Here is a 21,348-nt window from a genome sequence, read left to right as displayed (position 1 = left end):
GCAGTGAGGATGAACATATGAATCGCGATGAATTTGAGTTCGGATTTGATCCGGAGGAAGAACAGGGAGCACGCAGGCCAAAGGCAGGGAACACAGGTCATACCTTTGTCCCTGCCTTCCGTCAGGCTGAGACAGAGGGAAAACGTCCCAGACGAAGCACCGCTTTCCGCAGAGAGCAGGAAGAGGATTCCTATATGGATCTGGACAGTGATTTTGACGAAGAAGAGGAAATAGAGTTTGGGGCGGGAAGCCACAGGGAGAGTACCGGCCGGAGAACCGTTCCAGAGCGCGAAAAAAGCACAGGGTACAGAGCGGGACGAAGTACAGATAAAGTCCGCAGCAGACGGGCAGGCGGCAGAGGCAGCGGCGGGCCAAAGCGGTTTTTTGGCGGACTTACCCTCAGGGGGCTTATCCTTCTGATCGCAGCTCAGATTACGGCTTTTGCAGTTATTGGCTGTGTCTGGTGGGGAAAGCGGATGTGGTCCAATATGCAGACGGATACGGAGTTTAATCAGGCAGATATGACAAATCCCTATATTTCTGTGGAAAAAGAGGAGCAGATGAAGGGGTACTGGACTGTGGCTCTTTTCGGCGTGGACAGCCGGAATAACTCTGTAGGCAAGGGGAATATGTCTGATGTTATCATACTCTGTACAGTCAATCAGGAGACGGGCGCCATCAAGCTGGTGAGCGTATTCAGAGATACCTATCTGAACATAGACGAGAAAAATTCCTATAATAAGATCAATTTAGCTTATTCCAGAGGCGGCCCAAAGCAGGCGGTAGAGGCCTTGAACCGGAATCTGGATTTACAGATTGATGATTATGCGACTTTTAACTGGAAGGCTGTGGCAGATTCCATCAACATTCTGGGCGGTGTGGATGTAGAGCTGAGCAAGGCAGAGTTTTACTATATCAATTCTTATATTACAGAAACGGTAGAATCCACCGGAGTTGGTTCCCATCATTTAAAGAAGGCCGGCCCGAACCATCTGGACGGTGTTCAGGCGGTAGCGTATGCCAGACTGCGCAAGATGGATACGGATTATGCCCGTACAGAGCGCCAGAGAAAGGTGATCGAGCTCAGTTTTGATAAGCTGAAGAAAGCGGACTTTGCAGTTGTAAATAATGTAATGGAAGTGGTATTTCCGCAGATCCTTACCAGTATTACCTTAAATGATATGATTCCTATGGCTAAAAACCTTACCAAATACCACATTGCAGCTACAGCAGGATTCCCAGAGGCCAGAAGTGACGGGATTTTGGGCAAAAAGGGCGCCTGCGTCATTCCACAGACATTGGAGAGCAATGTGATCAAGCTTCATCAGTTCTTATTCGATGATGAGAATTATGTACCAAGTGAAATGGTAAAAAAGATCAGCGCCAAAATTTCAGCTGATACTGGTATGTACAAGGAAGGAAAGCCTGTCGAGAGCGTGGGAACAGACGGAGGCTATGTGCCGAAGGCTACTACGGCAGCTCAGACAAAGGAAGAAACGAAAGAAAAAGGGACTGAAACCTCCGAGGGCAGCAGCGAGAGCACGAAGCATGGGAATGAGGATGTGATTGACGGTGAATATCCGTGGGGACTGGAGCTTGAGACAGACGAGAACGGAAATGTGATCGATCCGCCGGAGAATTACGGTCCTGGGATGCTCCCGTCTGAGTCCTCCGGCAGCACGCATTCAGGCCAGTCAAAGCCGGGAGCATCGACAGAGTCTTCGGGCAGCCTGAAGCCGACAGTACCCAGCGGGACACTGCCTTCTGCCACGACGGAAGCAGTGACAAAGCCCGCTAAGGGTACAGATGCAGGCTCTGAGGGACCCGGTGCAGTTGAATCGGGAGATGCAGACAGCGGGCCTGGAGCAGCGTCTCAGCCTTCTCAGACAAGTCCGGTCAATTCCGGAGCAGGACAGTCAAAACCGGGACAGACGGAGTCTTCCGCCTCAGGAGTTATACCCGGAGCAGGAAATGTGATTATTGAAGGAAATCCGGAAAACGATGTAATTATCGGTCCGGGAGCCTGAGAATAAGGGATGATACGGCAGACCGCCGGGGAAAAATGACGATTTCCCCGGCGGTTTGTTTATCAATTATTTATTTGATATTTTTTCTGTTTCATTATAAGATAGTCACATAAGTGAAGGAAGGAGATACAGCAAATGTACGAAGAAGATAAGGATCGTAATTGGAATAGAGAGCCTGAAGAAGAGAGACCTAAAAAGGGAGGCATTTTAAAGAAGGCAGCCTGGATCACAGCGGGGGCGCTGCTGTTTGGTACCATTGCAGGAGGTGTGATGGTGGGAGTACAGATCGCGTCCTCCGGCGTTTTTAAGAATCTGTATGCCATTGTTTCAGGGGAACCGGAAGCAGGGGACTGGAAGGCGCCCGAAGGGCAAAAGCCTCCGGCAGATCCGTTCGCCGGGCCCGAAACTGCGACGCCGTCTTATATCGCTGCTCCGGTTACAGATGTGTCTGTCATCGTGGAGGAAGCAATGCCTTCGGTAGTGGCTATCACAAGCACAGCCGTATATCAGAGCCGTGATTTCGGCTATGACTGGTTTTTCGGCGGCGGACTGGGCGGACAGACCTATGAGGTGCCAAGCAGCGGATCGGGCATTATTATCGGGGAAAATGAGACAGAGCTTCTCATTGTAACGAATAATCATGTGGTGGAGGAAGCCACATCCTTAAAGGTTACATTTATTGATGAGGAAACGGTAGATGCTGTGACAAAGGGAACGGATCCGGAAACGGATCTGGCAGTGATTGCCATTCCTTTAGATCAGATTAAAGAAGAAACCAAAGCGCAGATCCATCCGGCAGTTGTGGGAAACTCGGATGAATTAAAGCCGGGACAGGGTGTGATCGCCATTGGAAATGCCCTTGGCTACGGCCAGTCTGTGACAGTCGGCTATATCAGCGCCATAAACCGGGAAGTGCAGACGGAAGAGGGAAATACCCGCGTACTTCTTCAGACAGATGCGGCGATCAATCCTGGAAACAGCGGCGGCGCTCTTTTAAATATGAAGGGTGAGCTAGTTGGGATTAATGCGGCAAAATATGCTTCTACCGAGGTAGAGGGCATTGGTTATGCCATCCCTATTTCAAAATCCCAGGATATTATTGACCAGCTTACAAAGCGCAGATCAAAGGTTGATATTCCTGAGGCGGAAAGGGGATATCTGGGAATCCAGGGAACGAATGTAGATGAAAATGCGGCAAAGACCTTTGGCATGCCGAGAGGCGCTTATGTATATAAGATCCTGGAGTCCGGCGCAGCAGCCTCCTCTGAGCTGTGGGAGAAGGATATTATTACCAAATTAGATGGCCAGACCGTGCGGAACATGGAGGGCCTTCAGGAGATTTTAGCAGGCTACCGGGCCGGAGAGCAGGTAGAACTGACTGTTCAGAGACAGATCGACGGAGTGTACCAGGAGCTGACGGTTACCGTAACACTGGCAGCAATGCCTGCGGAGGAACAGGCAGCGGTATCCGGGCAGCAATAAGTTTATATTGCCCCTGAGAGAGGAGATTTACATTGGAAGAGAAAGAGATAGAGAAAAATGACGTTTCCCGGTTCGAAGGAAAGGACCGGGAGGATGAGGGATATGAAAAGGTCTGCTATATGTGCCGCAGGCCGGAGAGTAAAACGGGCCCCATGATTTCCATGCCGGGAGGCATGAACCTGTGCCATGACTGTATGCAGAAGGCTTTTGATTCTGTGATGAAAAACGGGATGGATCTTTCTCAGATTCCCAATATGCCCTATATGAATCTGAACTTTAATGATCTGTCCCAGATGCCTCCAAAGGCTGAGATCCCCAAAAAGCAGAAGCTTAAAAAGAGTAAGGAGCCTCAGCCTCAGCTTACCATGAAGGATATACCTGCGCCTCATGTGATTAAGGAAAAGCTGGATGCCTATGTGATCGGACAGGAAAAGGCTAAAAAGGTTATGGCAGTGGCCGTATATAACCATTATAAGAGAGCATTTCTGGGAAAAGAAGGCTCTGACAGTGACGATATTGTGATTGAAAAGTCCAACATTTTGATGATCGGACCGACGGGCAGCGGAAAGACTTATCTGGTAAAGACGCTTGCAAAGCTTTTAGATGTACCGTTAGCGATCGCAGACGCTACCTCTCTGACAGAGGCCGGATATATTGGCGATGACATCGAAAGTGTGGTATCCAAGCTTCTGGCGGCTGCAGGCAATGATGTGGAGCGGGCCCAGAAGGGGATTATCTTTATTGATGAAATTGATAAGATTGCCAAAAAGAAGCAGACCAATACCAGGGATGTAAGCGGTGAATCTGTTCAGCAGGAGCTTTTAAAGCTTTTGGAAGGAAGCACAGTGGAGGTACCTGTAGGCTCCAATCAGAAAAATGCCATGACCCCCATGGCAACGGTAAATACAGACAACATCCTGTTTATCTGCGGAGGCGCGTTCCCTGACCTTGAGGGGATCATTAAGGAGCGTCTTACGAAGAAGTCCGCCATGGGCTTTGGAGCAGTGCTTAAGGATTCCTTTGATCATGATCCTGACATTTTGAGCCATGTAACCAACGAGGATCTGAGAACCTTCGGCATGATTCCGGAGTTTTTGGGCCGTCTTCCCATAACGGTAACGTTAAAGGGACTGGATAAGGATATGATGATCCGTATTCTGCAGGAGCCGAAAAATGCTATTCTCCGCCAGTATGAGAAGCTTCTGGCACTGGATGAGGTGAAGCTGGTCTTTGAGGAGGATGCTCTGGAGTGGATTGCAGAGGAAGCAATCCGGCGCGGCACCGGAGCCAGAGCGCTGCGGGCAATTTTGGAGGAGTTCATGCTGGATATCATGTATGAGATCCCCAAAGATCCCAATATTGGTTCCGTGGTAGTTACCAGGCCGTATCTGGAAAAAAATGGAGGACCTCTGGTGCAGATGAGAGGTTAGCATTTGGCATACAATATTGCCCTCATGCTGCAGGATGGCTATTCCCGCAGACGAAGAAAGGTTTGAAACAGATCCAGCGTTCCATATCCAAACTCACGGTTCGGGTATGTGAGCGCTGGATTTCTTTGTGCTCCCCGTATAAGGTAGCTTTTTACAGATGCCTCGCTCATGGTAGGATAGTTTCCTTCTACAATGCCCCAGCCTAAAAGATTGGCGGCCGCTCCAGCGGTGATTGCCGCCGCTGCCGAGGTTCCGGTGCGTGTTGTCATGGGCGTATCACTTCCTGGCTTTCTGCCGACGGAAGGGCCAAGGATGTTGACGCCCGGAGCGGCCAGCTCCGGTTTGATGATCTGATTGGGAGTAAAGCCGCGGCTGGAGTGGATGTAGATGCCTCCGGTGGACGTATCATAGGCGCCTACGGTAATGGGAAGCCGGGAGTTGCCGGGAACAGTGATGGTGCTGTAGGGATCGGGACGCAGAAAGACGGTTTCCTCGGAAATCATTCCCTGTACAGGAAGCCACATATGGAAGGTTCCCTTAAAACGCTGCGTATTGTATACACGCACCGTCCAGATACCGGCTGCGGGCGTCTGGAAGCGCATGAAAATCAGCTGGCTGCCGGATTCGGCCTCAATGAGCTGGTAGTTTACAGTGATAGTTGTAGCGTCTAAAAGAAAAGGGATAGAAGTTTCATTATTGGCGATAATAGGGATACGGCTGATCCGTTCTCCGCTGGGAGAGATAAAGCCTACGGTGTAGGTATCAGCGTCCGCAGCCCACAGCTCCAGCACGAAGCCGCGTTCTGCTTCTTCTTTTCCCACTCTGATTTCCACATCTTCATATTCAGTGCCCGCAGGGATTGAAGCGTAAAAATGATGGGCCGCTCCGGTTTCATTTCCGCCTGCAATAACGGTGATGATGCCAAAAAAACCGCTGTAATTCTGAGTGACCTGGCTTAATGGGGAGGTGCCGATATGGCTCCCGGAGTTTGAACCCATAGCCAGCAGGATCACCAGAGGCTTTTTAAGACGGTCTGCCATCATGCGCAGGTATTTGATCCCCATCATAATATCATTTTCTTGAAAGGCGGGAGCATCCGAAGGGATCAGATAGAAGTCGCGGAGATATTTTTTTGCAGGCTTTAATTTTACAACTGCCAGTTCTGCCTCTGGCGCTGCTCCCGTAAAATCCTCCTGAGGTATGGAGCTGCCTGCAGCCAGTCCGGCCAGAAAGGTGCCGTGTCCTATAGTATCTTGTGTGGGAACCAGGGAGAGGGGATCGTCAGAGGCGAGAGCTTCGTTGATCTGTTCTCTGGTGTATTCCGTGCCGTAGGAGGATCCTCCCATTGGATAGTAATCCGGCACACCGGCTGGCAGTACATCTTCCTCGATGGGAACCGACTGATCCCAGATTCCGGCAATACGGGTCGTGCCGTCGGGATTTTGAAATAGGGGAGAGCGGTAATCAATTCCTGTGTCTACCAGGCCAATGAGAACGCCCTTTCCCTGGTTGTTAAGTGCAGGGGAGTTAAAGGCTGAGAGGATTCCTGATGCCTCCATGGCATTGTAATCCAAAGGGGAAAACAGCGAGGGAATCATATAGTAGGGGTGTACACGCATGGATACGGCATCAGGAGTGAGAGGCATATGGAGAATGATATAATCGCTGCTCACATAGTCTGCACACAGGGAGGACGTGTTGTTCCAGCGTTCAGATTGCAGAGATCCGAAGCGGTAGATCAGATCGGCTATGTTTTCAGCGGCGGGATTAAAAGGGCAGTCGGGCATGGGAAGGACGGCTCCGGAAGAGGGTTTTGATTAGTATATGCGGGGAGTCCGGTTTCTGTCCTGCCTTCTGAGCTCCGGTTTCCGGCTGCAAGAATGTCTAAGAGGCTGAAATTTTTCTAAAAGCAAGAGCCATATCAAAAACTCGCTGCGCTCGGACAGGTTTGATATGGCTCTTAACGAAAAATTTTATCCTCTAAGTCATTCTAACAGCCTGCAAAGTCGCTCAGAAGGCAGGATAGAAACCTCACTTCTGGCTGGGGGAGGTGGGAGGGTTGAGAAATTGGTGGGGAAATGGGTAGATGTTTTTTGGGGGATGTTGTAGAATGAGGATAGAGATTAAATTTGACAGAGGAGGGATTGGCATGAAGTATCTGATTTGGCTTGTGGGAGGGATTGCGGCTTTGGATCAGGGGATGAAGAGTGAGATCGAGCAGGAAACGGATGGGGAGTTTCCAAGGGATCTGCCGGGAGCGAAGGGACGGATCCGTATTCACAGGAATCATAATTATGGGTTTCCTTTTGGTTTTTTAAAGGAAAAGCCACAGCTGGTAACAGCGGTTCCTCTGGCTGTTTCCTCTGCTGTGGCTGGCGCGCTTTCCATGCTTTTGGTGAGAAAGGGCTGCGGGATTCAGAAGGTGGGGCTTTCTATGGTTTTGGGAGGCGCGTTAAGCAACCTGTATGACCGTTTTAAACGGGGATATGTGGTGGACTATTTTTCATTTTCACTACCAGGGATTAAGAAGGTGGTATTTAATCTTGGGGATCTGTTTGTATTTTTGGGTACAGCTTTGTTTCTTTTAGGCGAAATGGGAGAGGAGTTTAAAAAGAAAGTAGATTGATTTAGGCAGAAAACATTCCGCCAAGCATCCCTCCCAGGGCGCAGACAGCCATTACGGTGACGGAGCGTTCTGTGTCAAGGGCGGACCAGGGGTTCATGGCCCAGGAGACCGCGAAGAGGATGAGAAAGTAAAAAAGTCCTGACAGCAGTCCCCAGAAGAACCTTCTCTGGCGCAGACGTTTTCCTGCTGCTGCTCCGCCTGCCAGACAGGCGGCCAGATAGACGAGATAGACCATGACATTTACCTGTCCTTCCTTTAAACGCAGCTTATACAGGGCAAAGGCCAGAGCGCCGAGCAGAAGCCCTGAGAGGACGTAGGAGATCAAAAGGGAGCGGAGCATGGGTTTTACAATGCCGTTTTCCATAGGGATTCCTCCTGGTATGATTGATATGGTGTAAATATATCCCATTGAGAAGACAAATATGACAGGCAGGAGCAAAATCCCATTGCAAGCCCCTGAAAGCTGTGTTATAATTCATACGATAACGGTTTCTGGGGCATATCCTCAGGGACAGAAACAAGGAAAAAAGGAGGTACTCTGATATGAAGCACGTTAAGACTTTGAATACCAATACCTTAAAGGATACGATGAAGAAGGGCGGATGCGGCGAGTGCCAGACTTCCTGCCAGTCTGCATGCAAGACTTCCTGTACAGTTGGAAACCAGAGCTGCGAGAACGCTGACCGCTGATCCGGCGTCCGTTTCCTATGCTGCAAAGCCCCTATGGTCACCGGGATTATAGGGGCTTTCCTTTGCTGTAAAAGATATGGGGCAGACAGCCCTTAGAAAGAGAGAGTATAAATTTTGATTCATCAGTATATTAACAATGGTTATCATATTGTTCTGGACGTAAACAGCGGTTCCGTCCATGTGGTAGATCCGGTTGTCTATGACGCCATCAAGGCGGTGGCAGAGCAGATTCCGGAGCTGGAAAAGCCACAGGCTCTTCCGGCAGAAGTGACTGCAAAGGTTCATGAGACACTGGATGCAGTTTACAGTGAAAAAGAAGTGACAGAGGCGTTGGAGGACATCCAGCAGCTCATTGATGCAGAGCAGCTTTTAACTCAGGACATTTACAAGAATTTTGTAATGGACTTTAAGAAGAGAAAGACAGTGGTAAAGGCTCTCTGCCTGCACATTGCCCATGACTGCAATCTGGCCTGCCGCTACTGCTTTGCAGACGAGGGCGAGTATCACGGCCGCCGTGCTCTTATGAGCTTTGAGGTGGGAAAAAAGGCTTTGGATTTCCTGATTGCCAATTCCGGTAACAGACGCAATCTGGAGGTTGACTTCTTCGGCGGCGAGCCTCTTTTAAACTGGAAGGTTGTGAAGCAGCTGGTAGAGTACGGCCGCTCCCAGGAGGAGGCTCACAATAAGCGTTTCCGTTTTACGCTTACTACTAATGGCGTGCTCCTGAATGATGAGATTATGGAGTTCTGCAACCGCGAGATGAGTAATGTGGTTCTCAGCCTGGACGGACGTCCGGAGGTCAATGATAAGATGCGTCCTTTCCGAAACGGTTCAGGAAGCTATGACCTGATCGTACCAAAGTTCCAGAAGTTTGCTGAGAGCAGAGGCCAGATGGATTACTATGTCCGCGGCACCTTTACCAGAAACAACCTGGATTTTTCAAAGGATGTGCTTCACTATGCAGATCTGGGCTTTAAGCAGATGTCCATGGAGCCGGTTGTTGCAGAGCCTGAGATGGACTACGCTATCCGTGAGGAAGATATTCCCCAGATCCTTGAGGAGTATGATAAGCTGGCAGTAGAATACATCAAGCGTAAAAAAGAAGGAAGAGGCTTCAATTTCTTCCACTTTATGATTGACTTAAATGCAGGCCCCTGTGTTGCAAAGCGTATGGCTGGCTGTGGTTCAGGTACAGAGTATCTGGCAGTTACTCCATGGGGTGATCTCTACCCCTGCCATCAGTTTGTAGGAAATGAGGAGTTCCTTCTGGGCAACGTAGATACGGGCATTGTAAATGAGGAAATACGCAATGAGTTTAAGCTTTGCAACGTATATGCAAAGGAAAGCTGCAAGGATTGCTTTGCCAGATTCTACTGCAGCGGCGGCTGCAGTGCCAATTCCTACAATTTCAGCGGTTCCATTAACGGCGCATATGAGATCGGCTGCGAGATGCAGAAAAAACGGATCGAGTGCGCGATCATGATCAAAGCAGCTCTGGCTGACGAGGAATAATTTATGAAATATCAGGTAATTACAAAGGATGGGCGGGCTAAGCGTGCGGTGATGGAAACAGTTCACGGTACAATCCAGACTCCGGTGTTTATGAATGTAGGAACAGTAGGCGCGATCAAGGGTGCTGTATCTACAGACGATCTGCGCCAGATCGGCACTCAGGTAGAGCTGTCCAACACATACCATCTCCATGTACGTACTGGAGATAAGCTGATCCGGGAATTTGGAGGACTGCACAGGTTTATGAACTGGGACAAGCCTATTCTTACAGATTCCGGCGGTTTTCAGGTATTTTCTCTGACAGATCTGAGAAAGATAAAGGAAGAGGGTGTATATTTCAGCTCTCATATTGACGGACATAAGATCTTTATGGGCCCTGAGGAGAGTATGCAGATCCAGTCCAATCTGGGTTCTACCATTGCCATGGCCTTTGACGAATGTCCGCCAAGCCATGCAGATTATGACTATATCAGAAAGTCTGTAGACCGTACAACACGCTGGCTGAAGCGGTGTAAAACAGAGATGGTTCGTTTAAATTCTCTTCCGGATACAGTAAACCGGGAACAGCTTCTGTTTGGTATTAACCAGGGCGGTGTGATTGATGAGATCCGTATTGACCATGCCAAAACGATCCGTGAGATGGATCTGGACGGCTATGCCATCGGCGGACTTGCCGTAGGCGAGACCCATGAGGAAATGTACCACATTCTGGATGTAACTGTTCCTCATCTGCCGGAGGAAAAACCGGTTTATCTTATGGGAGTAGGTACTCCTGCCAATATTTTAGAGGCTGTAGACAGAGGGGTTGATTTCTTTGACTGTGTTTATCCGTCCAGAAACGGACGTCATGGTCATGTGTATACCAATCATGGCAAACTGAATCTGTTCAACCAGAAATATGAGCTGGATCACCGGCCGATTGAGGAAGGCTGTCAGTGTCCTGCCTGCCGTTCCTACAGCCGTGCATATATACGCCATCTGTTAAAGGCAAAAGAAATGCTGGGAATGAGATTATGTACCTTGCATAATTTGTATTTTTATAATAAAATGATGGAAGAGATCCGGGAAGCCATTGAAGAACACCGCTACAGCGAGTACAAAGCCGCTAAGCTGGCCGGCATGGCAGGTCAGAAGGATTGATAAAAGAAACTGCTGGGGCAATGTAGCAGCAGGTATGAAGGAGGAAACACCATGGCTGGAATGGGAGGAATTATTCTCTATATTATTTTCCTGGGAGCACTTGTTTATTTTATGGCAATTCGTCCCCAGAAAAAAGAGAGACAGAAACAGCAGGAGCTGCTTGCAAGCGTTGCTGTTGGAGATACCATCCTGACAAGCAGCGGATTTTACGGAGTGATCATCGATATGACTGATGACACAGTGATCGTAGAGTTTGGCAGCAACAAAAACTGCCGTATTCCGATGCAGAAGGTTGCTATCGTTCAGGTTGAAAAGCCGGAGACAAAATAAATGTCACTGAGGGGGATGCCGGAAAGCTTACGGGTTTTCGGCATCCCTTTTTACGTAAATAAGGAGAGGAATCATGATCAAAAATATCGTATTTGATATGGGAAAGGTACTGGTGGAATATGAGGGAGACCGGGTCTGCCGCCATTTTTCAGAAGACGAGGCTCTGATCCGCAAGGTCAGCACGGCTGTATTTGTATCTCCGGAATGGCTTATGCTGGATATGGGGATTATTTCCGAGGAAGAAGGTTTAAGCCAGATACTGACGCGGCTGGATACGGAGGAGGAGAAGGAACTGGCGAGAAAAAGCTTTGCCCACTGGCATGAATACAATATGTACCATAAAGAGGGGATGGAAGAACTTGTTAGGGAATTAAAGGAAGAGGGGTACCGCATCTATCTTTGTTCCAATGCATCGGTGCGCCTTTTGACCTGCTATCATCAGGTAATCCCGGCTATTGACTGCTTTGACGGTATTTTCTTTTCCGCAGAAGTAAAATGCATGAAGCCTCAGAAGGAAATGTATGAGCATTTTTTTGAACGTTTTGGTTTAAAGCCTGAGGAATGTTTCTTTATCGATGATCTGGAACGGAATATTCAGGGTGCAAAAGCCTGTGGCATGGATGGATACTGTTTTGCAGACGGTGACAGAGAGCGGCTGAAAATTCGTCTGGCTTCCCTTAAGAAAGGATAATTAAGATTTTCTTAATAATCTATTCAAAGAACATTCAAACATTTTCAGGGATGGCATGATATACTAAGTACATAAGAAATGCACGAAAGTTTAATAACTATCCTTCAACCCTTTTTGAAAATCCTAAATCCTAAGAAAAAAGCTCCGTACCAGGTGTACGGAGTTTTTTCTGTTTCAGGGAACAGTGCAGGCTGCACATGGAATGTCTCTGTGGAATAGGCTAACAAAAAAGGAGTATTTAAGATGTGAATCGAGCCAGAGTGGATATTCACTGCGACCAGGTTTATTCCATGGGGATTACAGGACGGGGCATAGGCGTAGCTGTCCTGGATACGGGAATCTTTCTCCATGAGGATTTAAAGGATAGAGTAAAGGGATTTGCGGATTTTGTCCGCAGGAAAGACAGACCCTATGATGACAATGGCCATGGAACCCATGTTGCCGCCATGATCGGAGGGAGCGGGGCTTCCATGGAAGGAAAATACCGGGGAGTGGCTCCTGGCTGCTCTATTATCTCCGTAAAGGTATTAGACCATCGGGGAAATGGATATGCTTCAGATGTGCTTTCCGGACTCCGCTGGATCCGCTCCCACAAAGAGTTTTTGGGAATCCGGATTGTAAATATTTCGGTAGGTTCTCTGTCAAAGAGAGATATGACGGAAAATTCTGCCCTTGTTAAAGGGGTAAACGCGGCCTGGGATGATGGCCTGGTGGTCGTTGTGGCAGCCGGAAATCACGGCCCCGGCCCTATGACAGTCACCACGCCGGGAATCAGCCGAAAAGTCATAACGGTAGGCTGTTCAGACGACCATAAGGAAGTAGAGGTGATGGGAAACAGGATGGTAGATTACTCCGGCCGTGGCCCTACTGCCAGCTGCATTTGCAAGCCGGATATCGTAGCGCCGGGATGCGGGATCGTAAGCTGCGGGAACGAGGCGGGAGCATATTTTGCCAAATCAGGCACCAGTATGTCTACGCCTTTGGTATCAGGAGCCATTGCCCTTTTGCTGGAAAAATACCCAGATATGACCAACCGGGATGTAAAACTCCGCCTCAGAGAACGGGCCATAGATCTGGGTCTTCCCAGAAATCAGCAGGGATGGGGGGCGTTGGATGTGCAGAAGCTGCTGCAGTAGGGGCCGCAGAAGCCATCCCCTCCAGGCACTGGGGCTACGGGGGTAGTGTGCTGTCTCACTCACATTTCGTATAATGACTTGCCTGAATTTCCATCTGCTGCGTTGTCGTCAATCGACGATGCCACCGCATCGCCTCATTCCTTCGCCTTGCAGGCTGAAAATTCATTCTGCGTCATTATACTGAAAGTAAATGGGACAGACACGCCCCTCCGCAATGCGCCTGGAGAGGATGGCTTCTGCTTGGGAATACCCTTCGGGAGGGATGGTAATTCCCTTGACTTTCTGAAAAACCTATGCCAGAGAGCACCTTATTACTCTATTCAAGGAGCCACCAGCCGGAAGAAACATATCTCTGGTGAAGGCCGTGGAAAGACGCCGGTACTTAGCGAGGTTTTTTCGAGCTTAGTACCGCTGCGTATTTCTCCGAGCGAGAGCGCGCCTGAACGGAGATATGTTTCTTCCGGCGTTTCTCCAGCATTTCTCTTACTTCTCCCAGCGTCCGGAAGCTCCGCAGGGGAGAGTGAGTCCGTTTTGGGATACGGGCAGTCCTACTTCGTCGGCTTTGACGGTTCCGCCGAATTTCGGTACGATTTCTACGCCCATCATATAGGAAAGAACGGAAGGGGCAAGGCCGGTGGTGTAGGAGTTGATGAGGAAGAAAAGGGGATCTTCGGATAAGAGCTGTACGCACAGCTTTACCAGAGGATGGATCGCATCCTCGATTTTCCAGATTTCTCCTTTTGGACCGCGCCCATAGGAGGGCGGATCCATGATGATGGCGTCGTAGTGGTTCCCTCTGCGGATTTCGCGTTCTACGAATTTAACGCAGTCATCTACGATCCAGCGGATGGAGGCGTCTGCAAGGTCGGAGGAATGGGCGTTTTCCTTGGCCCATGTTACCATGCCCTTGGAAGCGTCTACATGAGTGACGCTGGCTCCGGCCTTGGCGGCTGCCAGGGTAGCGCCTCCGGTGTAGGCAAACAGGTTTAATACCTTGACAGGGCGTCCGGCCCTGCGGATCTTTTCACCAAACCAGTCCCAGTTTGCAGCCTGCTCGGGAAACAGGCCGGTGTGCTTAAAACTGAAGGGTTTTAAATTGAAGGTCAGTTCCTTGTAATTAATGGTCCACTGCTGGGGCAGGTCAAAAAATTCCCATTCGCCTCCGCCTTTGCTGCTGCGGTGGTAATGCCCGTTCATTTTTTTCCATCCGCGGTGAGTTTTTGGCGTATCCCAGATTACCTGGGGGTCGGGACGCACTAAGAGATAGTCCCCCCAGCGCTCCAGCTTTTCGCCCTTAGAGCAGTCGATCACTTCATAATCGTTCCATCCATCTGCAAGCCACATAAATTGATAAACCTCATTTCTTTCAGAATTATATAGTGCCCGTGTCGGCGCACGGCGCTGTTTTTGTGATTGATTCCTAATGAGTATAGTCCAAATAATACTGCATCGTCAAGCGCTGTGCTGTGGGTTTCAAAAGATAAAGAAAAGACAATTGAAAGTTTCTGTATGAATTATTAAAAAAGTATAAAATCAGATTGACTTTTTTATAAAATGTTGATATTATGTCAGTAGAAATGGAAAAATCCAGTGAAAGTTATTGATTAAAAAGAAAATTTTTTCAATGCAAAAAGGCCGTATTTGTTGAGGAATTATAAATGAATTGTTAATTCGTGTCCGTCCATCAGACAAAACGGTTTTTTATTTTCACAAATGGATCATCCATTAGGTCAAGTATGGGAGAGTATTCGAAAAGGAAATTTCCCATAAAAGAAAGGAGTACATAGTATGAAGTATTTACAAAAACTGGGTAAGGCCCTGATGCTTCCTGTAGCATGTCTGCCGATCTGTGGTATCCTGATGGGAATCGGATATTATCTCTGCCCGTCTACCATGCAGGGCGGCGAGGTTGAAGGAATCCTTCAGCAGATTGGTTTCCTTCTGGTAAAGGCAGGCGGCGCTCTGATTGACAATATGGCGATCCTGTTTGTAATCGGTGTGGGTGTTGGGTTATCTGAGGATCATGACGGTACAGGCGGACTTGCAGCTCTGGCTTCCTGGCTGATGATCACCTCTCTTTTATCCACAGGCGTAGTGACTACCCTGATGCCGTCGATCGCTGAGGATCAGCAGACGACTCTGGCATTCAGCAAGATCGCAAACCCATTTATCGGTATTCTTTCCGGTATCATCGGTTCTACCTGCTACAACAAGTTTAAGGGAACACAGCTTCCAGACTGGCTGTCCTTCTTCAGCGGCAAGCGCTGCGTAACCATCATTGCAGGCGTAGTGGCAATTATCACCTCTGTTATCCTGCTTTTCGTATGGCCGGTTCTGTTCGGCGGTCTGGTTGCAATCGGAAACGGTATTGCAGGCATGGGCGCGATCGGCGCAGGTATTTATGCATTCTTAAACCGTCTGCTGATCCCAACCGGTCTGCATCACGCATTAAACAATGTATTCTGGTTTGATACCATTGGTCTGGGCGATCTGTCCCATTTCTGGGCAGGCGAGACATCTGCAGATGTTACATGGAGCCTTGGTATGTATATGTCCGGTTTCTTCCCATGTATGATGTTCGGTATCCCAGGCGCTGCTTTGGCTATGGTTCAGACAGCAAAGAGTACAAAGAAAAAAGTTGCGATCGGTCTGGTTGCTTCTGCAGCCCTCAGCGCATTTGTCTGCGGTGTTACAGAACCCTTTGAGTTTGGATTTATGTTCCTGGCTCCCGGCCTGTATGTAGTTTACGCTCTGCTGTACGGAATTTTCACCACAGTTACAACTATTCTTGGATTCCGCGCAGGCTTCAGCTTCTCCGCGGGCGCAACTGACCTGTTCTTCTCCGCATCCCTTCCGGCAGCTCAGAAGACATGGATGATCCTTCCGCTGGGTATCGCAGCATTCCTGGTATTCTATGTGGTATTCCGCTTTGCTATTGTAAAGTTTGATTTAAAGACTCCGGGCCGCGAGGATGATGACGATCTGGAGGCTGAGAAGTCTGCTGTTCTGGCAAACAACAATTATACAGAGGTTGCTTCTGTGATTCTGGAAGGACTTGGCGGCAAGGAAAATGTAAAATCTCTGGAAAACTGCATCACAAGACTGAGACTGGAGATCAAGGATCAGAGTGTGGTAGATGAGAAGAAGATCAAATCCGCAGGCGTAGCTGGTGTGATCCGCCCAGGCAAGAATTCCATTCAGGTAATTGTGGGTACAAAGGTACAGTTCGTTGCAGATGAGATGAAGAAGATGCTGAAATAATCGAATCGTTCATCAAAGTATTTAATAGAAAATGGGCTGGCTTCCGTCTGGGAGTCCGGCCCGTTTCTTTTTTGAGGGGAATATGTTAAAAACGGACCGCGGGGGAGATTCAAATGCCGCAGACGTTTTTCGTAATAGAATTGAAAGGTAATTCCGGTTGAAAGAACGCAGAACCCCTGATACAATAGAAGGCAGATGAGGGCCTTAAAGAAGCATTTCTTTCAAGAAAGAAGGGCGTTTAAGGAGAAAGAGGCGTGTATGAAGAGGAAGATGACGGCAATGTGTCTTGCGGCGGTTCTTCTGTCGGCTGGTACAGTCAATCTGACAGCGTGGGCAGAAGGCTGGGCGGAAGCAGAGGGAAACTGGGTCTATTATGACAGCAATGGAAATAAAGTCTACAACGATTGGAAAAAGGGAGCGGATGGGCAGAGGCGTTATCTGGACGGAAACGGGATCATGGCGGTCAACTCCTGGGTGGACGGAGAATACTATGTAGACAGCAACGGTATCATGGTTACAGAAAAATGGCTTCATGTGCCTGAGGATGATGGAGAAGACGAATGGTATTATTTCTCGGCTTCCGGAAAGAAGGTAGAGGATACCTGGAAAAAAATTTCGGACAAGTGGTATCATTTTGACAGCAACGGCGCCATGGAGCGGGGGTGGATCCTGGATGACACCTATTATACCGGTGATGACGGCGTGATGCGTACAGGCTGGCAGAAGCTGATTCCTCCGGATGAATATGATGAAGAGATCAACAAGGTAGTTCCCGGATACGATACGGGAAATGTGGAGTACGGGGAGGACGGCTGCTACTGGTTCTATTTTGGCACCAATGGAAAGAAATATGTTCCCAGTGATGACAATTCCGGAGATGATTACGGTACCCGCAAGATTGACGGAACGTATTACTGCTTTGACGAGGACGGCATTTTGCAGATCGGCTGGAAGGACGTCCGGGATAATGGGGACGGCGGGATTCAGGATTATATGTATTTTGGCTCTGACGGAAAGGCGCGGATCGGCTGGTATTCCATCGAGCCGCCGGAGAATCTGGACGGATATGACGGCGATGTGGAATGGTTTTATTTTTCCAATAACGGAAAGCCAAAGGCGGCAGATTCGGACCGTCTGGATACACAGGATCTGACGCGTATCAATGGAAAGACTTATCTGTTTAATGAAAAAGGAAATCCGGTGTACGGACTGCGAAAGGTTTATACAGGCTCCGGTGAGGATGACTGGACTGCTTATTATTTTGGAAGCAAGAGCGAGAGCTGCGTGCAGAAGGGAAAGATGAGCGTAGAGGAGGATGACGGAACCAAAGCGGATTACTATTTCAGCGATAACGGACGGGGATATACGGGAGTACGGGACGGCCGTCTCTATTATAAAGGAAAGCTTCAAACGGCTGAGGACGGCCAGAAGTATGTCTGCTATCGGGTGGACGGTGGAAATTATGTAGTCAACGGTTCGGGAAAGCTTATGAAGGGAACCACGGTGAAGAATAGCGACGGAGTAAAGTTTAAGACGACTTCATCGGGAATCTTAAGTACGGCAGATGATGATCCTGATATTGATTCCTATGTGACAGAGCCTCTTGAACCGCTGTGTCTTGAGGATTGATTTTAAAGAGAAACGTATTATTATAGAAGAAACTCCTTTTCTGATAGGACAGAAGATCCGGGATGAAGCCGGGATCCTTCAGAAAGGGAGTTTTTTCAGCTGTTTCCCCGTCTGGGGGAAATTTAAAAAAATTTAAAAAAGTACTTGCATTTCCTGTAAACATATGCTATCCTTGAAAAGCTGTGACATGATAGCAAAGAAGCGAGAGGTTGCTGCCCACCATAAGGCAGGTTTTCCGTGGAGCGAATGTCAAGTTAGGAAACTGGCGACAAGTCACTGTACCAATTAAAGAAACTGCAGCAAAGAGAGCAGAATCAGTGTGGGGTTCCGTGAGGACACACACGGAAACGTGTACAGTCACCGCTTGTCGTACTTGGTTTATAAAGTGCGAAAAGGAGGCGACTTTTTTTATGGCAAGTCAAGTAATGAGAATCACATTAAAAGCTTATGATCATCAGTTAGTAGATCAGTCCGCTGGAAAGATCATCGAGACAGTAAAAAAGACAGGATCTCAGGTGAGCGGACCGGTGCCGTTACCAACTAAGAAAGAGGTTGTAACCATTCTGCGTGCGGTTCATAAGTACAAAGATTCCAGAGAGCAGTTTGAGCAGAGAACTCACAAGAGACTCATCGACATCACTGCTCCAAGCCAGAAGACAGTAGATGCACTGTCCAGACTGGAAATGCCCGCTGGCGTATTCATCGACATCAAGATGAAGACCAAATAATCAACCGGAGCGAGCGAATTAAATTAGTTTATATCCTGAAGGGTTTTATATAAAAGCAACACTACATTCCTGTAGGAATCAACATACCGGAAACGGTTCATAGTGTTCCACCTATATCAGACTGTTCTAGGATGAATGCGAAAGCATTCCGCTGTAGATCAAGAAAACAGGAGGTAAGACAATGAAGAAAGCGATTTTAGCAACAAAAGTCGGAATGACCCAGATCTTCAATGAAAATGGTGCATTAGTTCCGGTAACCGTACTTCAGGCTGGCCCTTGTGTAGTAACACAGGTTAAGACAGAAGAGAATGACGGTTACAAAGCAGTACAGGTTGGTTTTGTTGACAAGAGAGAGAAATTAGTCAGCAAGCCAGTAAAGGGCCACTTTGATAAGGCCGGCGTATCTTACAAGAGATATGTAAGAGAGTTCAGATTAGAGAATGCGGAAGAGTATTCCGTAAAGGATGAGATTAAGGCAGACATCTTCGCAGCAGGCGATAAGATCGATGCAACCGCTATTTCCAAGGGTAAAGGCTTCCAGGGCGCGATCAAGAGACATGGACAGCACAGAGGACCTATGGCTCATGGTTCCAAGTTCCATCGTCATCAGGGTTCCAATGGTTCCGCTACCACCCCAGGCCGCGTATTCAAGGGCAAGGGAATGCCTGGACAGATGGGCAACAAGCAGATCACTGTTCAGAATCTTGAGGTAGTTAAGATTGATGCCGAGAACAACCTGATTCTGGTTAAGGGTGCAGTTCCAGGACCAAAGAAGTGCCTGGTTACTGTAAGAGAAGCCGTTAAGGTTGAAAGGTAAGCTTTTATAGGAAAGGAGGAATTCACAGATGGCAAACGTATCTGTTTACAATATGGAAGGTAAGGAAGTTGGCACATTAGAACTGAACGATGCAGTGTTCGGCGTAGAAGTAAACGAGCACCTGGTACATCTTGCAGTTGTTGCACAGCTTGCTAATAAGCGTCAGGGAACACAGAAGGCAAAGACACGTTCTGAGGTTTCCGGCGGCGGAAGAAAGCCCTGGAGACAGAAGGGAACCGGTCATGCAAGACAGGGATCCACAAGAGCTCCCCAGTGGACAGGCGGCGGCGTAGTATTCGCACCGACACCAAGAGATTACACCATCACCCTGAACAAGAAGGAGAAGAGAGCTGCTCTTAAGTCTGCTCTGACAAGCCGTGTTCAGGCTGGCAAGTTCATCGTAGTTGATGAGTTAAAATTTGACGAGATCAAGACAAAGAACTTCAAGAATGTTATGAACAACTTAAATGTTTCCAAGGCTCTGGTAGTTCTGGCTGACAACGATCAGAACACTGTATTATCCGCTAGAAACATTGCTGATGTAAAGACAGCTCAGGTTGGAACCATCAACGTATACGACATTCTGAAGTACAACACTTTAGTTGCTACTAAGGCAGCTGTTGCATCCATCGAGGAGGTGTACGCATAATGGCAGATATCAAGTACTATGACGTCATTTTAAAGCCGGTTATCACCGAGAAGAGCATGAACGCCATGGGTGAGAAGAAGTACACATTCATGGTACACGTAGACGCTAACAAGTCTATGATCAAAGAAGCTGTTGAGAAGATGTTCCCGGGCACCAAGGTTGCTTCCGTAAACACCATGAACAGCGAAGGCAAGACAAAGAGAAGAGGAATGACTTTCGGAAAGACTGCTGCTACCAAGAAGGCTATCGTTAAGCTGACTGAGGACAGCAAGGAGATCGAGATCTTCCAGGGACTGTAATAAAAAGTCCATCAATATCACCCGCCGGGCCTGCCCCGGCCGGAGAACTTATACGGCTGTTAAAACCGTGAAAAGAATTTGAAAAGGAGTACAATGTCATGGGAATTAAGAAGTATAATGCTTATACACCTTCCAGAAGACATATGACCGGTTCTGATTTCAAGGAAATCACAAAGAAAACTCCAGAGAAGTCTCTGGTAGTATCTCTGGACAAGAACGCTGGTCGTAACAATCAGGGTAAAATCACTGTTCGTCACAGAGGCGGCGGCAGCAGAAGAAAATATAGAATCATCGACTTTAAGAGAAACAGCAAGGATGGAATCCCCGCAACTGTTATCGGTATCGAGTACGATCCTAACAGAAGCGCTAACATCGCACTGATCTGCTATGCAGATGGTACAAAGTCCTATATCCTCGCTCCTCAGGGCTTAACTGACGGAATGAAGGTTATGAGCGGCGACCATGCAGAAGCTAAGGTTGGTAACTGCATGCCTCTGTATCACATTCCTGTAGGTACACAGGTACACAATATTGAGTTATATCCTGGCAAGGGCGGCCAGCTGGTTCGTTCCGCAGGAAATTCCGCACAGCTGATGGCTAAGGAAGGCAAGTATGCAACCTTACGTTTACCTTCCGGTGAAATGAGAATGGTTCCGATCATCTGCCGCGCAACAATCGGTGTTGTTGGCAATGGCGAACACTCCCTGATCAACATTGGTAAAGCTGGTAGAAAACGTCACATGGGTATCAGACCTACCGTTCGCGGTTCCGTAATGAACCCCAACGATCATCCACACGGTGGTGGTGAGGGCAAGACCGGTATCGGCCGTCCAGGTCCATGCACACCATGGGGCAAGCCTGCTCTGGGTCTGAAGACCAGAAAGAAGAACAAGCAGTCTAA

At 48.4% G+C, this 21,348-nt stretch carries 20 protein-coding genes; 17 read left to right on the top strand and 3 right to left on the bottom strand.

Annotation, left to right across the window (positions count from 1 at the left end; all coding sequences use genetic code 11):
- Nucleotides 1-17: 17 nt before the first annotated feature.
- The 3 genes from ACZM6M_RS16435 to clpX all read left to right on the top strand — a co-directional run bounded on the left by ACZM6M_RS16435 (nt 18) and on the right by clpX (nt 4,939).
- Nucleotides 18-2,027 carry an LCP family protein gene (locus ACZM6M_RS16435; RefSeq protein ID WP_417301997.1) on the top strand — a complete coding sequence of 670 codons (2,010 nt, stop codon included), beginning with the start codon at nt 18-20 and terminating at the stop codon, nt 2,025-2,027.
- Nucleotides 2,028-2,162: 135 nt separating this feature from the next.
- Complete coding sequence (locus tag ACZM6M_RS16430) at nt 2,163-3,509, top strand: S1C family serine protease (protein ID WP_337934297.1); 1,347 nt, start codon at nt 2,163-2,165, stop codon at nt 3,507-3,509.
- A gap of 47 nt (nt 3,510-3,556) precedes the next feature.
- The gene (clpX, locus tag ACZM6M_RS16425; protein ID WP_489490579.1) at nt 3,557-4,939 is read left to right on the top strand and encodes an ATP-dependent Clp protease ATP-binding subunit ClpX; all 1,383 of its coding nucleotides are present in this window, start codon (nt 3,557-3,559) and stop codon (nt 4,937-4,939) included.
- Nucleotides 4,940-4,977: 38 nt separating this feature from the next.
- On the opposite strand, the gene ACZM6M_RS16420 is transcribed toward clpX, so the two are convergent.
- Nucleotides 4,978-6,726, bottom strand: coding sequence for a S8 family peptidase (locus ACZM6M_RS16420; protein WP_489490576.1), 1,749 nt, complete (start codon nt 6,724-6,726; stop codon nt 4,978-4,980).
- Nucleotides 6,727-7,088: 362 nt separating this feature from the next.
- On the opposite strand from ACZM6M_RS16420, the gene ACZM6M_RS16415 reads away from it, so the two are divergent.
- Nucleotides 7,089-7,565, top strand: coding sequence for a signal peptidase II (locus ACZM6M_RS16415; RefSeq protein WP_066550154.1), 477 nt, complete (start codon nt 7,089-7,091; stop codon nt 7,563-7,565).
- Nucleotide 7,566: 1 nt separating this feature from the next.
- Here ACZM6M_RS16415 and ACZM6M_RS16410 read toward each other — a convergent pair whose 3' ends face one another.
- Nucleotides 7,567-7,929 (bottom strand): TIGR04086 family membrane protein, encoded by a 363-nt coding sequence (locus ACZM6M_RS16410; RefSeq protein WP_489490575.1) that lies wholly within the window; start codon nt 7,927-7,929, stop codon nt 7,567-7,569.
- A 179-nt stretch (nt 7,930-8,108) separates the two neighbouring features.
- Here ACZM6M_RS16410 and scfA point away from each other — a divergent pair, with 179 nt between their 5' ends.
- From scfA to ACZM6M_RS16380, 6 genes are all read left to right on the top strand, one after another.
- Nucleotides 8,109-8,255 (top strand): six-cysteine ranthipeptide SCIFF, encoded by a 147-nt coding sequence (gene scfA / locus ACZM6M_RS16405; protein WP_066550148.1) that lies wholly within the window; start codon nt 8,109-8,111, stop codon nt 8,253-8,255.
- A gap of 114 nt (nt 8,256-8,369) precedes the next feature.
- Nucleotides 8,370-9,767 carry a thioether cross-link-forming SCIFF peptide maturase gene (gene scfB, locus ACZM6M_RS16400; RefSeq protein WP_066550145.1) on the top strand — a complete coding sequence of 466 codons (1,398 nt, stop codon included), beginning with the start codon at nt 8,370-8,372 and terminating at the stop codon, nt 9,765-9,767.
- Nucleotides 9,768-9,770: 3 nt separating this feature from the next.
- Complete coding sequence (gene tgt / locus ACZM6M_RS16395) at nt 9,771-10,907, top strand: tRNA guanosine(34) transglycosylase Tgt (RefSeq protein WP_482442897.1); 1,137 nt, start codon at nt 9,771-9,773, stop codon at nt 10,905-10,907.
- A gap of 51 nt (nt 10,908-10,958) precedes the next feature.
- The gene (yajC, locus tag ACZM6M_RS16390; RefSeq protein ID WP_066550140.1) at nt 10,959-11,237 is read left to right on the top strand and encodes a preprotein translocase subunit YajC; all 279 of its coding nucleotides are present in this window, start codon (nt 10,959-10,961) and stop codon (nt 11,235-11,237) included.
- A gap of 73 nt (nt 11,238-11,310) precedes the next feature.
- Complete coding sequence (locus ACZM6M_RS16385) at nt 11,311-11,928, top strand: HAD family hydrolase (protein ID WP_418494464.1); 618 nt, start codon at nt 11,311-11,313, stop codon at nt 11,926-11,928.
- 245 nt (nt 11,929-12,173) lie between these two features.
- Complete coding sequence (locus ACZM6M_RS16380; RefSeq protein WP_066550135.1) at nt 12,174-13,064, top strand: S8 family peptidase; 891 nt, start codon at nt 12,174-12,176, stop codon at nt 13,062-13,064.
- Nucleotides 13,065-13,547: 483 nt separating this feature from the next.
- Here the strand turns inward: ACZM6M_RS16380 and ACZM6M_RS16375 are convergent, their stop codons facing one another.
- Nucleotides 13,548-14,408 (bottom strand): class I SAM-dependent methyltransferase, encoded by an 861-nt coding sequence (locus ACZM6M_RS16375; protein ID WP_337934293.1) that lies wholly within the window; start codon nt 14,406-14,408, stop codon nt 13,548-13,550.
- Between the two features lie 444 nt (nt 14,409-14,852).
- Between ACZM6M_RS16375 and ACZM6M_RS16370 the strand changes: the two genes are divergently transcribed.
- The 7 genes from ACZM6M_RS16370 to rplB form a co-directional block, all read left to right on the top strand.
- Nucleotides 14,853-16,325 carry a PTS transporter subunit EIIC gene (locus ACZM6M_RS16370; protein WP_066550127.1) on the top strand — a complete coding sequence of 491 codons (1,473 nt, stop codon included), beginning with the start codon at nt 14,853-14,855 and terminating at the stop codon, nt 16,323-16,325.
- A 258-nt stretch (nt 16,326-16,583) separates the two neighbouring features.
- Nucleotides 16,584-17,954 carry a PspC-like choline-binding domain-containing protein gene (locus ACZM6M_RS16365; RefSeq protein WP_418494462.1) on the top strand — a complete coding sequence of 457 codons (1,371 nt, stop codon included), beginning with the start codon at nt 16,584-16,586 and terminating at the stop codon, nt 17,952-17,954.
- 410 nt (nt 17,955-18,364) lie between these two features.
- Nucleotides 18,365-18,682 (top strand): 30S ribosomal protein S10, encoded by a 318-nt coding sequence (gene rpsJ, locus ACZM6M_RS16360; RefSeq protein WP_066550119.1) that lies wholly within the window; start codon nt 18,365-18,367, stop codon nt 18,680-18,682.
- Nucleotides 18,683-18,863: 181 nt separating this feature from the next.
- On the top strand, nt 18,864-19,499 hold the full coding sequence (gene rplC, locus ACZM6M_RS16355) for a 50S ribosomal protein L3 (protein WP_066550115.1): 636 nt from the start codon (nt 18,864-18,866) through the stop codon (nt 19,497-19,499).
- A gap of 28 nt (nt 19,500-19,527) precedes the next feature.
- Nucleotides 19,528-20,148: a 50S ribosomal protein L4 gene (gene rplD, locus ACZM6M_RS16350; RefSeq protein WP_066550111.1), complete on the top strand. Its 621-nt coding sequence runs from the start codon at nt 19,528-19,530 to the stop codon at nt 20,146-20,148.
- Nucleotides 20,148-20,447, top strand: coding sequence for a 50S ribosomal protein L23 (gene rplW, locus ACZM6M_RS16345; protein WP_066550109.1), 300 nt, complete (start codon nt 20,148-20,150; stop codon nt 20,445-20,447). Before rplD ends, rplW begins: the two co-directional genes overlap by 1 nt.
- Nucleotides 20,448-20,545: 98 nt before the next feature.
- Nucleotides 20,546-21,348 (top strand): 50S ribosomal protein L2 (gene rplB / locus ACZM6M_RS16340; protein ID WP_489490574.1); only part of this gene is annotated, 803 nt, incomplete at its 3' end.

This window comes from Enterocloster sp. (genome assembly GCF_057861365.1).
The sequence above is the reverse complement of the archived record's forward strand: the minus strand, read 5'-3'. Positions and strand labels throughout refer to the sequence as shown.

Coding starts and splice junctions, on each gene's coding strand:
- ACZM6M_RS16435 (WP_417301997.1), top strand. CDS start 18: ATGAATCGCGATGAATTTGAGTTCGGATTTGATCCGGAGGAAGAACAG.
- ACZM6M_RS16430 (WP_337934297.1), top strand. CDS start 2,163: ATGTACGAAGAAGATAAGGATCGTAATTGGAATAGAGAGCCTGAAGAA.
- ACZM6M_RS16420 (WP_489490576.1), bottom strand. CDS start 6,726: ATGCCCGACTGCCCTTTTAATCCCGCCGCTGAAAACATAGCCGATCTG.
- ACZM6M_RS16415 (WP_066550154.1), top strand. CDS start 7,089: ATGAAGTATCTGATTTGGCTTGTGGGAGGGATTGCGGCTTTGGATCAG.
- ACZM6M_RS16410 (WP_489490575.1), bottom strand. CDS start 7,929: ATGGAAAACGGCATTGTAAAACCCATGCTCCGCTCCCTTTTGATCTCC.
- scfA (WP_066550148.1), top strand. CDS start 8,109: ATGAAGCACGTTAAGACTTTGAATACCAATACCTTAAAGGATACGATG.
- tgt (WP_482442897.1), top strand. CDS start 9,771: ATGAAATATCAGGTAATTACAAAGGATGGGCGGGCTAAGCGTGCGGTG.
- yajC (WP_066550140.1), top strand. CDS start 10,959: ATGGCTGGAATGGGAGGAATTATTCTCTATATTATTTTCCTGGGAGCA.
- ACZM6M_RS16385 (WP_418494464.1), top strand. CDS start 11,311: ATGATCAAAAATATCGTATTTGATATGGGAAAGGTACTGGTGGAATAT.
- ACZM6M_RS16375 (WP_337934293.1), bottom strand. CDS start 14,408: ATGTGGCTTGCAGATGGATGGAACGATTATGAAGTGATCGACTGCTCT.
- ACZM6M_RS16370 (WP_066550127.1), top strand. CDS start 14,853: ATGAAGTATTTACAAAAACTGGGTAAGGCCCTGATGCTTCCTGTAGCA.
- ACZM6M_RS16365 (WP_418494462.1), top strand. CDS start 16,584: ATGAAGAGGAAGATGACGGCAATGTGTCTTGCGGCGGTTCTTCTGTCG.
- rpsJ (WP_066550119.1), top strand. CDS start 18,365: ATGGCAAGTCAAGTAATGAGAATCACATTAAAAGCTTATGATCATCAG.
- rplC (WP_066550115.1), top strand. CDS start 18,864: ATGAAGAAAGCGATTTTAGCAACAAAAGTCGGAATGACCCAGATCTTC.
- rplD (WP_066550111.1), top strand. CDS start 19,528: ATGGCAAACGTATCTGTTTACAATATGGAAGGTAAGGAAGTTGGCACA.
- rplW (WP_066550109.1), top strand. CDS start 20,148: ATGGCAGATATCAAGTACTATGACGTCATTTTAAAGCCGGTTATCACC.